This window comes from Stenotrophomonas sp. ZAC14D1_NAIMI4_1 (assembly GCF_003086775.1).
Lineage (GTDB): Bacteria > Pseudomonadota > Gammaproteobacteria > Xanthomonadales > Xanthomonadaceae > Stenotrophomonas.
In genome coordinates, this window is record NZ_CP026001.1 from 3,251,892 (window position 1) to 3,264,293 (window position 12,402).

General features: G+C 67.8%; 12 protein-coding genes. 3 read left to right on the plus strand and 9 right to left on the minus strand.

Annotated elements, in window-relative coordinates:
- Window positions 1-107 precede the first annotated feature (107 nt).
- From gorA to C1927_RS15020, 3 genes are all read right to left on the minus strand, one after another.
- Complete coding sequence (gorA, locus tag C1927_RS15010; RefSeq protein ID WP_079222659.1) at window positions 108-1,466, minus strand: glutathione-disulfide reductase; 1,359 nt, start codon at window positions 1,464-1,466, stop codon at window positions 108-110.
- A gap of 118 nt (window positions 1,467-1,584) precedes the next feature.
- Complete coding sequence (locus C1927_RS15015) at window positions 1,585-2,829, minus strand: DUF418 domain-containing protein (protein ID WP_079222660.1); 1,245 nt, start codon at window positions 2,827-2,829, stop codon at window positions 1,585-1,587.
- A 99-nt stretch (window positions 2,830-2,928) separates the two neighbouring features.
- A complete protein-coding gene (locus C1927_RS15020) occupies window positions 2,929-3,411 on the minus strand; it encodes a peptidylprolyl isomerase (RefSeq protein ID WP_079222661.1) in 483 nt (160 codons plus the stop codon).
- Window positions 3,412-3,522: 111 nt separating this feature from the next.
- On the opposite strand from C1927_RS15020, the gene C1927_RS15025 reads away from it, so the two are divergent.
- The 3 genes from C1927_RS15025 to C1927_RS15035 all read left to right on the plus strand — a co-directional run bounded on the left by C1927_RS15025 (window position 3,523) and on the right by C1927_RS15035 (window position 6,559).
- Window positions 3,523-4,062, plus strand: a complete 540-nt coding sequence (locus C1927_RS15025; RefSeq protein WP_079222662.1) for a C40 family peptidase — start codon at window positions 3,523-3,525, stop codon at window positions 4,060-4,062.
- 200 nt (window positions 4,063-4,262) lie between these two features.
- A complete protein-coding gene (locus C1927_RS15030) occupies window positions 4,263-4,964 on the plus strand; it encodes a C40 family peptidase (RefSeq protein ID WP_237772104.1) in 702 nt (233 codons plus the stop codon).
- Between the two features lie 242 nt (window positions 4,965-5,206).
- Complete coding sequence (locus C1927_RS15035) at window positions 5,207-6,559, plus strand: sigma-54 dependent transcriptional regulator (RefSeq protein WP_079222664.1); 1,353 nt, start codon at window positions 5,207-5,209, stop codon at window positions 6,557-6,559.
- 83 nt (window positions 6,560-6,642) lie between these two features.
- Here C1927_RS15035 and C1927_RS15040 read toward each other — a convergent pair whose 3' ends face one another.
- From C1927_RS15040 to C1927_RS15065, 6 genes are all read right to left on the minus strand, one after another.
- Window positions 6,643-7,938 (minus strand): transporter, encoded by a 1,296-nt coding sequence (locus C1927_RS15040; RefSeq protein WP_079222665.1) that lies wholly within the window; start codon window positions 7,936-7,938, stop codon window positions 6,643-6,645.
- A 45-nt stretch (window positions 7,939-7,983) separates the two neighbouring features.
- A complete protein-coding gene (locus tag C1927_RS15045; RefSeq protein WP_079222666.1) occupies window positions 7,984-8,733 on the minus strand; it encodes a hypothetical protein in 750 nt (249 codons plus the stop codon).
- 13 nt (window positions 8,734-8,746) lie between these two features.
- On the minus strand, window positions 8,747-9,451 hold the full coding sequence (locus tag C1927_RS15050; protein ID WP_079222667.1) for a C39 family peptidase: 705 nt from the start codon (window positions 9,449-9,451) through the stop codon (window positions 8,747-8,749).
- A 140-nt stretch (window positions 9,452-9,591) separates the two neighbouring features.
- Window positions 9,592-10,968, minus strand: coding sequence for an adhesin (locus tag C1927_RS15055; protein ID WP_079222668.1), 1,377 nt, complete (start codon window positions 10,966-10,968; stop codon window positions 9,592-9,594).
- A 43-nt stretch (window positions 10,969-11,011) separates the two neighbouring features.
- Window positions 11,012-11,635 (minus strand): hypothetical protein, encoded by a 624-nt coding sequence (locus tag C1927_RS15060; RefSeq protein WP_108747120.1) that lies wholly within the window; start codon window positions 11,633-11,635, stop codon window positions 11,012-11,014.
- Window positions 11,632-12,180, minus strand: coding sequence for a hypothetical protein (locus C1927_RS15065; protein WP_108747121.1), 549 nt, complete (start codon window positions 12,178-12,180; stop codon window positions 11,632-11,634). The genes C1927_RS15060 and C1927_RS15065 overlap by 4 nt, the downstream gene beginning before the upstream one ends.
- Between the last annotated feature and the right edge of the window lie 222 nt (window positions 12,181-12,402).

The following is a 12,402-nucleotide window of genomic DNA, read 5'->3' on the forward strand; positions in this document are numbered from 1 at the left end:
TGTCGCATGCACGCATCTGATGCCCTGTAGAGCCGAGCCGATGCTCGGCTTCGCGGTGCCAAGGTGCAGAAAGCCGAGCATGGGCTCGGCTCTACAACAACCGCGGGTCAGCGCATCAGCACGACTTCCTCGGCCGAGGTCGGGTGGATGGCCACGGTGTCGTCGAACTGGGCCTTGGTTGCGCCCATCTTCACCGCCACCGCGAAGCCCTGCAGGATCTCGTCGGCCGCTTCACCCAGCAGGTGGATGCCCACCACGCGTTCGTCGGCACCGGCGCAGACCATCTTGAACAGGCTGCGCTGGGTACCGTTGGCCAGCGCCTGCAGCATCGGCCGGAATCGGCTGTGGTAGACCGTCACCTGGTCGAAACAGGCGCGCGCCTGTTCCTCGCTCATGCCTACCGCGCCCAGCGGCGGGTGCGAGAACACCACGCTGGCCACGTTGCTGTAATCCATCTTCGCGCTCGGGCGACCACCGAACAGGCGGTCCATCAGGCGCCTTGCCGCAGCCACCGCCACCGGGGTCAGGCCAACCTTGCCGGCAATGTCACCCACGGCATGCACGCTGGGCACCGCCGTGGTCTGCCACTCATCCACTTCCACCTGCTGGTGCTCGCCGATGCCGATGCCCAGCGCTTCCAGGCCAAGATCGCGGCTGTTGCCGCGGCGCCCGGTCGCGAAGAACACCGCATCGAACACGCTGTCCAGCGGGCCATCATGGCCGAAGGCACGCACGCGCTCACCCTCGCGCTGCAGCTCACGCAGGCGGTAATCGAAGTGGATGCGCACGCCCTGCTGCTTCAGGTTCTCGGCCAGCTGGTCGGTCAGTTCGTAATCGAAGCGTTCCAGCAGGCGCGCACCCCGCACCAGCAGGCTGACCCGGCTGCCCAGTGCCTGCAGCAGCCCGGCCAGCTCCACCGCGATGTAGCCGCCGCCGATGATCGCCACCTCGGCCGGTGCGCTGCGCAGGTCGAAGAAATCATCGGACACCAGGCCCAGCGCCGCGCCGGGAATGTCTGGCCGCTGCGGGTGTGCACCGGTGGCGATGAGGATGTGCTCGGCGCTGTAGCGCACGCCATCGCTGCACGCCACGGTGTGCGCATCGACCAGGTGGCCGCGCGCGGGGATGCGCACCACGCCGGTTTCGTCCAGGCGCTTGTTGTAGCTGGTGTGGATGTTGCTGATGTAGGCCTGGCGATGGATCACCAGTTCCTTCCACGACAGCGCCGGGCGCGCCGGCACATCGAAGCCCATCGCACTGGCCAGGCCGATGCGCTCGTGCAGGTCGGCCGCCAGCCACATGGCCTTCTTCGGCACGCAGCCGACATTGACGCAGGTACCGCCCAGCGCGCCGGGTTCCAGCAGCGCCACGCGCTTGCCATGCTGGGCAGCCCGGATGGCGCCGGCCAGGCCGGCAGAACCGCCGCCAAGGACGATCAGGTCATAGTCAAAGGATGCAGTGCTCATCGGGATCGCTCTGAAGAAGGGAGAATCATGGATCCACGCCCTGCGTGGAGGGTGCCGCTGCCGTGGCCGAGCATGCCATGGGGAACATGCAGCGCAACGTGAGCGGCACAGGCGGGAATCAGCCCTGCGCGACCTCGCGGCGCATGGGCGGCCACTGCCGGTAGGTCATCGCGCGCCACAGCCATTCCATCGGGCCGAAGCGGAAGCGCCGCAGCCACCAGTGCGAGATGCCCACCTGCAGTGCGAACAGCAGCAGCGCGAACACCACCTGCCAGGCGCGCGGCATCAGGTCGAACCCGCCCAGCCCGTAATGGTTGAACAGCCAGGTGCAGGCCAGCGACTGCGCCAGATAATGGGTCAGCGCCATGCGCCCTGCCGGTGCCAGCCAGCCGAGCCGCGCGCGCCAGTGCACGATCCAGGCCAGGTAGCCCAGGCACATCGGCACCGCACCGACCGACACCAGCGACATCACCGCCGTGGTTTCCAGGGTGTACTGGCCCGGCGCGAGGTAGGGCTTCCACAGCACCCCGGCAAGCGTGACCAGCAGGCCCAGCGGCAGCGCGACCCAGCGCAGGCCGGCATACAGGCGGGGGAAGCGGTCCGGTTCGGCCAGCGCCCCGCTGCCGGCAAACCAGCTGCCGATCAGGAACATGCCCAGCACTTCCGGCCCGGTGATCACCAGCGCGCCCAGCGAGGAGCCGAACTCATGCAGGCGCTGCACATTGCCCTGCAACCAGCTGCCCTGCCCGTACACCAGGCGCTGCTGGTCGATGGCCTGCTGCGCATCGACCACCATTTTCTGCAGGTCCTGCGCCGGCGAGAGCGTCACCATCGCGCCGATCAGCAGCATCATCGACACGCCGGCCAGGTAGACCACGATGCCCATCCACGGCAACCAGCTGCGCGGCGCTTCGCGGCAGGCAAGCAGCGGCAGCGACACCAGCGCGTACAGCACCAGGATATCGCCGGACCACACCAGCAGCGCATGGCACAGGCCGATCAGCGCCAGGCCGAGGCTGCGCCGCAGGTAGAACGGAGTGAACTCGCGGCCAGCCGCCTGCGCGCGTTGCGCCATGACCGCGAAGCCGGCACCGAACAGCAGCGAGAACAGGGTGAAGAACTTGCCCTGCACGAAGATGTAGACGAAGGCGTCGGCCACGTAATCCAGCCCGTGCCAGCGCGCGTCGATGCCGGTGAAGGCCAGGTCCAGCGGTCCGCTGAAGGCCTCGATGTTCATCAACAGGATGCCCAGCAGGGCCACTCCGCGCAGCACGTCCAGCACGGCGATGCGTTCGCCGGAAGCCACCGGCTGCAGGGAAAGGGAAGCGGCGTTCACGGGGCATCCGGCAGGCAGGTCCGCCATTATGCCGCCGCCCTGCGCGCCTTGGACGGCCGCGCCGTGTTCCAGAAACGCAACGACCCGCCGGAGCGGGTCGTTGCTGCCCTCACGATCGCGCTGCGATCAGTGCTGGTGGCCACCGTCGCCATGGACATGGCCGTGGTCGATTTCTTCCTTGGCGGCTTCGCGCACTTCGACGATCTCGACGTCGAAATGCAGGTCCTTGCCGGCCATCGGGTGGTTCAGGTCGACGTCGACCACGCTCATGCCGACCTTCTGCACGGTGACCGCGCGCGGGCCGAAGTTGGTCTGCAGCACGACCTGCTGGCCCGGGACCAGCTTGGCGTTGCCGAAGTGCTTCTTCGGCACGCGCTGGGACAGGCCCTCGCGACGCTCGCCGTAGGCATCGGCCGCCGTGACGTCGACGTCGAAGGTCGCGCCGGCTTCCTTGTCCATCATGGCGTTTTCCAGGCCCGGGATGATGTTGCCGTGGCCGATCAGGATCGACAGCGGCTCACCGCGGTCCTTGGACGATTCGATCGGCGCCTGGCCGACCTCGGAGACGGTGTAGTGGAAGCGGACAACGCGGTCTTTTTCGATCTTCATGCGCAACTCTGTCTGGATCTGCCGGAGGCAGGCGGGTTGGGGCGGGTTGTCGCCCGGCGGGGACGCCGCCATCATGACGGCCAATCCAAGGTGGCGCATTATCCGGAGAACATGCACAACACGCCAGTTTCGTCCGGCCTGCGCCGGATCCTCGCGCCCGCCCTGCTGCTGGCCCTGCCCCTGCTGCTGGCCGCCTGCGGTGGCGGCAAGGCCGTCCGCCCCGCCACGCCGCCGCCGTCGGCGCACTGGCCGGCCACCACGCCGGACAACCCCGAGGCCGCCAATTCGGTACTGATGCGCGCCATCAGCCTGGTCGGCACGCCCTACCGCTATGGCGGCAACACGCCCGACTCGGGCTTTGACTGCAGCGGCCTGGTGACCTACGTGTACCGCGAGATGGTCGACCTGAAGCTGCCGCGCACCTCGCGCGACCTGGCCGCCGTGCAGGGGCCGAAGATCGACCCGCAGCGCCTGGCCACCGGCGACCTGGTGTTCTTCGGCAGCCGCGGCAACGTCACCCATGTCGGCATCTACGTCGGCGAAGGCCGTTTCGTGCACGCGCCGAGCACCGGCGGCACCGTTCGCCTGGACTCGCTCAGCGGCGCCTACTGGAAAGACCACTACACAGGAGCGAAACGCGTTCTTCGCTAAAATGAACAGGCGATATGTTCAAAACTGTGACGGACATCACTGCGTAAATAACGTTTTATTAACGGAATTTTTAACTTATTGACGCTTTTACAGGGCATGATGCCCCATCGTTTTTTTCCTGTGACCGACGCGTGACGACTGACGACCTGCAAGGCCAAGGCCAGACCGCCGCTTCTTCACGTAGTGTCCGCCCGCTTTTCCTGGGCCTGGCGCTGTGTCTGACCAGCCTTCCGGCCTGGTCGCAGAGTGCCCCCACCAAGACCGACGCGACCCCGGCCACCGTGGCCGAGACCGCCCGGCCGGCCGCCAAGGCCGACGCTGCCGCTCCCCAGCGCAGCCGCGCCGATGCCGCCGCCAGCGCCACCCTGGCCGCCCTGCTGCCGCATCTGGCCGCCAACGACACCATTCCGCTGATGGACCGCTCGGCCATGGTTGCCGGCGACCTCAGCCGCCTGCTCGCCAACTACGACACCAGCAGCGTCGCCACCGGCGCCGTGGTGGGCAACCTGGATGACAACGGCAAGGTGCAGTCCCTGCTGCGCCGTGCGATGACCCTGCTGGGCACCCCCTACCGTTGGGGTGGCAGCAACCCGGACAGCGGCTTCGACTGCAGCGGCCTGGTCGGTTACGTGTTCCGCTCGGCCCTGGGCATCGAGCTGCCGCGCGTCTCGCGCGAAATGGCCCATGACAACAATGCCGAACTGATCAACGACCGTGCCGCGCTGGCCGCCGGCGATCTGGTCTTCTTCGGCCGCAAGGGTCGCGTCGACCACGTCGGCATCTATGTCGGCGAAGGCCGCTTCCTGCACGCACCGAGCACCGGCAAGGATGTCCGCGTCGACACCCTGCTGACCGGCTACTGGGGCAACAAGTTCATGCAGGCACGCCGCGTCGAGCTCTGAGCCCGCCGCACCCGCGCCCGCACCGGAAGCCGCTGCCCTGCAGCGGCTTTTTTGTTGCCCGCCTGTCCTGCAGCGCCGATGCGTGGCCGCTGGCCGGCGCGGCCTGCGTTGGTCTTTGATGTCACGGCGGGATACCTGCCGCGACGGGCCGCTGGATGCGGCCATGGCATCCCGGCGTGGGGCGGCACGCGGCGATGCCCAGTCTGACACCGCCCGCGTTGCCCGGATGCTTGGGGGAAGGCATGGCGGCAAGCCTGCAGGTTCCATCACGCTGTGTGATCTGGTTCGGCCAGCCCCTGGCGGGCGAGCGCGAGGCGCTGGCGGCCGCCGGTTGGCAGCTGCGCTGCGTCAGCCCCTCGCCCGCCATGGCCGTGGGCCTGCGCGGGCGCGACCACCTGGTGGCCGTGCTGGACCTGCGCCATCTCGATGCAGAGGCGCTGGGGCCCTTGCTGCCCTGGGTCGAGCAGCACCACCATCTGCCCTGGCTGGCCGTGCTGCCGGCAGGCCTGGATGCACCACCGCCCAGCTGGGCACCGCTGCTGCGTGCCTGCCAGGACCAGTTCACCCTGCCCCGCGAACTGCAGGACCTGCTGACGGCGATGCAGCGTGACTGCGGCGAGGAGGATCCGCCCACGGCATCGATGCGCGACGGCGGCGGCCTGCCGGCCCTGATCGGCGACAGCCAGGCGCTGTTGGCCGTACGGGCTGCCCTGCACAAGTTCGCCCCGGTGGAACTGCCGGTGCTGGTCACCGGCGAAACCGGCACCGGCAAGGAGCTGGCGGCGCAGGCCCTGCACGCCTTGTCCGGTCGTGCCGGCCGGCCCTTCCTGGCGGTCAACTGCGGCGCCATTCCAGCCAGCCTGGTGCAGTCGGAGCTGTTCGGCCACGAGCGCGGCGCCTTCACCGGGGCCGCGCAGCGCCGGGTGGGCCTGTTTGAAACCGCCGATGGCGGCACGGTGTTCCTGGACGAGGTGGGCGACCTGCCGGCCGATGCCCAGACCAGCCTGCTGCGGGTGCTGCAGGAAGGCACCCTGGAGCGGGTCGGCAGCAACCAGCCCCTGCGGGTGGACGTGCGCGTGCTGGCGGCCACCCATGTCGACCTCGAGCAGGCCGTGGCCCAGGGGCGGTTCCGCCGCGACCTGTACTACCGGCTCAACGTGCTGCGGCTGCCGATGCCGGCGCTGCGCGACCGTGGCAACGACGTGCTGCTGCTGGCCGAGCATTTCCTGCGCAGCTTCCGCAACCGCCATCCGGGCCGCGCGCGCGGCTTCGATCCCGGCGCGCGCCTGGCGATGCGCCATTTCGACTGGCCCGGCAACGTGCGCGAACTGTTGAACCGGGTGCAGCGCGCGGCGATCGTCAGCGAACACGAACTGATCAGCGCCAGCGACCTGGACATGGCCGACGCCGAGACCCCGGCCCCGCGCGCGGTGCTGCAGGATGCCCGCGGCCAGGTCGAGCGCGATGTGCTGCTGCGGACGCTGAAGATGCATGGCTACAACGTATCGGCCTGCGCGCGGCACATGCAGGTATCGCGGGTGACGGTGTACCGGTTGTGCCGGAAGCATCGCCTGGAACTGCCTCCGGAGCGGTAGGAAGCCAGCCGAGCATGGCTCGGCTCTACTGAAAGAACGCCGGGCCAGGCCCGGCGTTACCGATGCATCATCACCGCAATCGGCTACAACATGTACGGCACCTTGAACGACAGGGTGAAGTCCGGCGCATCCGGGGTCAGGCCGATGCCCAGCAGCGTCACCATCGTCGCGTGCTGGTTCAGCGCATACGTCACGCCCAGGTTCAACGACGCTGCATTGGCATCGCTGCCGATCACCTTCACCCACTGCCCGCCCTGGAACCGCGTCGACGCGCGTGCGCTGATCTTGTCGCTGAAGGAAATGCTCAGGCTCGTGCGCTCGTTGAAGGCAAAGGCCACGCCGGCACCGAAGTACACCGACCCGCCCAGCTTCACGTCGCCGGGATTCACGGTGTCCGGGTTGCTGTCGATATCGTCGAAGCCGCGCGGGAAGGAATGGATGTAGCCGGCGTTGGCGAACAGGATCGCCGGGTCGGCTGTCTTCACCATCGACACGCCCAGGTTGGCCTGCCATACGCCGTTGCCGGTCGGTTGTTCGCGCGGCACCGCGAAGCGGATGTAGTCATCGTCATCGCGCTCGAGCACCTTCCAGTCCAGGCCATAGGGCGCGCGGCCGGTGGGTGCGGTGACGCCGCCGGTCAGCACTGTTTCCGGGCGCCAGCCACGCTCGCCGAACAGGCGGTAGTTGGCGCTCGCGCTGATATCACCCAGGCCGTTGCCATTGGTCTCTTCCTGCGCGATGGCCGCCGCCGCACCCCCCGCACCGCCCTTCTGGTACACGGTGCGCCGTGCCAGGTAGGGCACGTCCATGTTCAACGTCAGGTTCGGGCTGACACCCCAGCGCGCGGCCAGGTTGTAGGTCAGCGAATCGGATTCGACGTTCTCGATGGCGATATTGCCGAGGAAGATCGCATCCAAGGCCAGGAAGCCGTTGAGGCTGAGCTGCTTGCGGTCGTAGCGCGCGTAGGTGAGGCTGTTTTCCAGGGTGAACCTGCGCGAGAACAGCGCTGCCTGCTGCTGTTTCACGTCATCCACGCTGCGCCGCGCCTCCTGCTTGGCCTGCTGGGCCTCGGCCGCGGTGCTGGCATACCCCTCGCTGCTGGGTGGCGCTGCGGCTGCGGCCGCCGGGGCGAGGGGTGCTGCCGGGGTCGTGGCGCCGCCGGCACGTCCGCTCAGGCGGGCCTGCATGGCCTGCACCTGCATGTCCAGCTCGCGCAGGCGGCGCACTTCCTGTGCGTAGTTGGCCTTGAGCTGTTCCAGCTGGGAAATCAGTGCCTGTACGTCGGCACCGTCCTTGGCCTCCGTCGCCGGTTCCTGGGCGAAGGCGTTGGCCGCCAGCGCCGCCAGCGCCAGCGGGGTAAGCCGCAAATAAGTGTGCATGTCGTTGGCCTGCGTTGTCCGTCCTTCCCCCTTGACCAGGCCGTGTTACTGGCCCGGGCCCATGCCGCGGTTCAGCGCGATCGCCTGGGCCACGTTCTGGCTCAACGGCTGGTTGCTGGCCACGGTGTTGCGCACCAGCTCAAGCTGCAGCCGGTTGCTTGCCACTTGGCCATCACCGGACAGGGCGATGCCCTGGCCGACGCTGCCATTGCGGATCCACTGCTGGACCAGGCCCTGGCCGTCGATCTGCAGCATCAGGCGCGCCTGGTTGCCATCAAGAACCGCCGTGGCGCTGGCCCCGCCCTGCTGCATCTGCGCGATGCGGGTGCCGTCGTCGCTGGTGGTCGGCACTGCGCCGTCACGTACGGTCAGGGTGGTCACGTTGCGTGCGGTGTTGCCATCGCCAGCCACCTGCACCGCCTGCACCAGGCCGGTGGCGTTGGCCAGGCCGCTGCTGTCGATGCTGCGGCTGTCCGTGGTGGGCAGCGGGGCATCGGCGTTGGTGACCTGCACGTGCGGCTGGAACGTCAGCCGTGGCGTACCGCCCTGGCGGAAGTCCATGCCCAGCGTCAGCGCGCCCTGCACGCTGCTGCCGTTGGCGCCCTGCCACTGCGAGATCATCGTCACCCCGAACCAGGCGACGTTGTTGCCGCCTACGGTGTAGCGGCCACGCATCAGGTTCAGTTCGGGATCGGGTATTTCCTTCAGGCCACGTCCTGGTGCGCCTTCAGCGGCCCAGGCGGGCAGCACCGGCAACAGCAGCAGCGTGGCGATCAACAGACGTTGGCACAGCATGATCGAGCCTCCTTCAGAACAGGTCGGCGTGGCTGAAGCCGAAATCGACCAGTTCGGCATCGGTGATCGGGCCCTGCCGCGCGTACAACGCACGCGCACTGGGCCGCTCGCTGGGTTGCAGAAGAACGGTATTGCGATCGAAGTCGCTGCCGATCACGACGAAAACAGCACGCGACGGCCACGCTTCGTTGAATTCAGCCAGTGACAGGCTGCGGTTGCCGAGGATCGGATCGGCCACCTCGACGATGCCGCCACGGACCTGCTTGAGCACCACGAAATGGCGGAACCCGCGCACGTCCATCAGGACCAGGCCGGGCACGCGCAACGTGCGCAGCCGGTTCTCGTCGATGCGGTAGCCACGCCCGCGCATGCCCAGTGATTCGACATAGCGCTTGATGTCCAGCAACGAGAAACCGCGTTCCTTCACCAGCTGCGGATCGGACACGCCCATCATCCCTTCGATCACCGTCGCTTCGGTGGTGTCCAGGTGGTAGGCGTAGCGCAGGATGGTGGCCAGTGCGGCCGCGCCACAGCTGTAATCGGTGTGTTGCCGCACCAGGTTGCGGTAGCGCCGCTCCTGCATGCTTTCCACCTTCTGCTGCATCAGCGCGCCATTGGGCAGTACGCCCGTGAACGCGATATCGCCTGCCCACGCATGGGCGCTGCCCAGCAACAGCAGGCAGGACAACAGGCGGATCCAGCAGCGGTGTGCGGCCATGGTGCCCTCCAGCGGAAGGAAGGAGCCCCTGCCCCAAGGGGGAGGAGGAGCAGGGGCTCCCGGGGGAACCCGGCCATTGGCGGATGGCCGGGCTTGTTGCACTCAACGCAGCTTGGCTGCGAAAGCGGTCACGCCAGGAGTTACTCGCCGCCGCCGGTGCCGCCACCGGTGCTCGGCTGTGCCACGGCCAGGGCCAGACTGTTGGCCTGCAGGTTGCCGGTGCCCGAGGCGACGTTCACGCCGATGTTGCCGGAGGCGCCCGAGAACGCACTGCCCGACAGCGCCGCGGTGTTGGTCGCATTCACGTTCACCCAGCGGGTGGTCGTGACGGTGCCGCTCAGGCTGGCGTACAGGTCGGCGATGCCCAGCTCGACGAACTGGCTGGTGCCGCTTTCACGCGTATCGAAGCCCAGGCCACCGACGCCCGGACGGCCCGGGTTCGGCGTGGCGTTCTGGATCTCGTTGTCCAGATCGATGTGGCCGGTGGCGTTGCCACCCGGGTGCGGCAGATCGCCACTCCAGGTATCCAGATAGTAGTTGGCCATCTGGTAGGCATTGCCGGTGCCGCGGTAGGTGCCCGCGCCATAGGCCAGGGTCAGGCCGCCCACGCCACCGCTCATGCCCACTTCCACGGTGTCGGTGTAGGACTGCACGAAGCCCGCATTGCTCACGGCGTTGCCGCTGGAGACCTGGTTGGAGCTGATGCTGGACTGGGCCATCGCACTGGTGGCCACCGAAGCAGCGAGCGCGTTCTTCTGCTCGTTGTTGTTGCCCGAAGCGATGTTCACGCCGATGTTGCCCGACGCGCCGCTGAAGGCATTGCCACCGAGGCCGGCGGCGTTGGTGACGCCGTAATTGACGGTGGTGTTGCCCATGCCGGACTGGTTGACGAACACTTCGGCGTCGGCCATGCCGAAGCTGAAGGATGCATCAGCCGCCGACAGCGAAGCGGCGTTGTCCTGCGCGTTGTTGTCACCGGCAGCGACGTTGAAGCCGAGGTTGCCGGACGCACCGGAACCGACGTCATCGGCGATCGAGGCGCTGTTGGTGAGCAGGCTGTTGCCGGCGGTGTTGTGGCTGATCGACTGGCGGTTGTCGATGACCGCGATGGCGGCCGAATCCAGGTCGATGTTGCCGGTGATGGTCGGATCGCCGGAGAAGTTCACGTCACTGCTCAGGCGCAGGTCCTTTTCCAGGTTCACGTCGACGCCGTGGTTGTTCTTTTCCTTGCGCTCGTCGGCCTGGATGTTGCTGTTCTTCTGTACCTGCTCGTTGACCATGCGGTTGCGGGTCACGGTGGAGCTGTCGGTGTTGTTGCGCACCGTGGTGTTGGTACGGGTCCAGTTGCGGACCTCGTTGTCGGTGTGGTTGTGGGTGTCGTTGCGGGTCTCGGTCACGACATGGTTGTGGTTGATGTTCGCGTTGGCGTTCTGGTTGTCCCAGCCATTGGCCGCGGCAGCGGTCGAGGCAGAAGCAATTGCCATGGCGAGCAGAGACTGCTTGATGGTCGCTTTCATGGTGCCCTCTCTCATCAGTGATACATCGGGTGGTGGGTACTGCTCACGGGTTGCCCTGGACGACCAGGCCAAGCACGTTGGCCGTGTCGTTGCGGGCTCCCGCGATCTGATTGAGTTGCAGGACACCGTCGAAGCCCCGCAGTGCCGACGCGGAAACGCCGACACTACGGATACCCGCCGCAACACCGTCGCCGGTGTCGCCCTGCCCCCCTGTTGACGCGATGTCCGACGCCGCCAAAGCCGCGTCGTCGGTCTCGCGTATCCCTTGCCGGGCCAGCGTCGCGCTGACGACGTTGAGCGTCGTGTTGGCGATGCCGCTGGTCTGGTTGATCGATGCGATGCCACTGGCGCCTTCCAGCGCCTGGCCTTCGATATGTGCGCTGGCCTGCAGCGGCCCGGACAGCACCACGTCGGCATGGCGCTGCTGGCGTGCGGCGATGGCGACGTTGGCCTGGTCGCCGGTTGCCATGCCCTGCAGGTTGGCCTGGATGTTCAGGTCGCCGCTGGCCTGGTTGACCATGATGGCGCCGCTGGCACCAGCCAGCGCGCGGTCGCCGATGCGGGCCACGTCCAGGTAGGACAGCATGCCGCTGTAGTCATCGGCCCAGGCCAGGGCCGGCGCAGCCGCCAGCACCAGCAGCAGCGCGCCACGTGCCGCGCGCTTCACTTGCCACCGCCCTGCGGCGCAGCCGCACCGAGCGGGAACTGTGCCAGCGCGCCGCGTACGGTGTCGCCGATGCCGCGGGTGGTATTGCCGACCGCACCCAGCGGGCCGCTCATCGCGCCGCCCAGGGCATTGCCGCCGAGCGCGCCGTCACTGGAACGGCCCAGGGTGCCGCCGAGTGCCTGGTGGGTCACCCGCTCCACGGTGGTGCCACCGGGCGCGGCCAGGTGGCCGGTCTGGCCCGCGCCGAGCCCGGCATAGTCGTCATCGCTCAGTTCGTCCATGCCGCTGGAGCCGCCGCCGCTGCCGCTGCCGAGTGCGGTGGCGATCTCATGCTGCGGTTTGGGGTCGGCGATCAACGCCATGCCGGGCGGCGCCATGCGATAGGCCGGACGTGCGGCCACATCCCGCAGCAGGACGATTTCGCCCGGCTGCGGCTTCACACCCTGGCGTGCACCGGAGGCGGCGGCCGCCAGCGGGCAGGCCAGGGCCAGCAGCAGCGCCAGCTGCCGGACCGAGGAACCGAGATGGGTGGTGCTGCTGTCCATGCCGCTCTCCCGTTGCGTATGCGCAGGGACAGAGCAGCTTCCGTGCCAACTTCCAAACGCCTTGGTAGCAAGCGGTTCAGCCAGTTGCAGGGCGGTGGATTGCCAGCAGGGTGTTACAGAGTCGTTCGGATTTCGTTTGCCTTAACGTGCAGGAAACAACGCTGCACAAGGCCCGGCGGGGGCTGTATCAGCGGTGTTACAGGTGCTGATACAGCCCGTTGC

What these genes read in the sequence shown, in the direction of transcription:
- gorA (WP_079222659.1), bottom strand. Translation starts at nt 1,466, where the DNA reads ATGAGCACTGCATCCTTTGACTATGACCTGATCGTCCTTGGCGGCGGT.
- C1927_RS15015 (WP_079222660.1), bottom strand. Translation starts at nt 2,829, where the DNA reads ATGGCGGACCTGCCTGCCGGATGCCCCGTGAACGCCGCTTCCCTTTCC.
- C1927_RS15020 (WP_079222661.1), bottom strand. Translation starts at nt 3,411, where the DNA reads ATGAAGATCGAAAAAGACCGCGTTGTCCGCTTCCACTACACCGTCTCC.
- C1927_RS15025 (WP_079222662.1), top strand. Translation starts at nt 3,523, where the DNA reads ATGCACAACACGCCAGTTTCGTCCGGCCTGCGCCGGATCCTCGCGCCC.
- C1927_RS15035 (WP_079222664.1), top strand. Translation starts at nt 5,207, where the DNA reads ATGGCGGCAAGCCTGCAGGTTCCATCACGCTGTGTGATCTGGTTCGGC.
- C1927_RS15040 (WP_079222665.1), bottom strand. Translation starts at nt 7,938, where the DNA reads ATGCACACTTATTTGCGGCTTACCCCGCTGGCGCTGGCGGCGCTGGCG.
- C1927_RS15045 (WP_079222666.1), bottom strand. Translation starts at nt 8,733, where the DNA reads ATGCTGTGCCAACGTCTGTTGATCGCCACGCTGCTGCTGTTGCCGGTG.
- C1927_RS15050 (WP_079222667.1), bottom strand. Translation starts at nt 9,451, where the DNA reads ATGGCCGCACACCGCTGCTGGATCCGCCTGTTGTCCTGCCTGCTGTTG.
- C1927_RS15055 (WP_079222668.1), bottom strand. Translation starts at nt 10,968, where the DNA reads ATGAAAGCGACCATCAAGCAGTCTCTGCTCGCCATGGCAATTGCTTCT.
- C1927_RS15065 (WP_108747121.1), bottom strand. Translation starts at nt 12,180, where the DNA reads ATGGACAGCAGCACCACCCATCTCGGTTCCTCGGTCCGGCAGCTGGCG.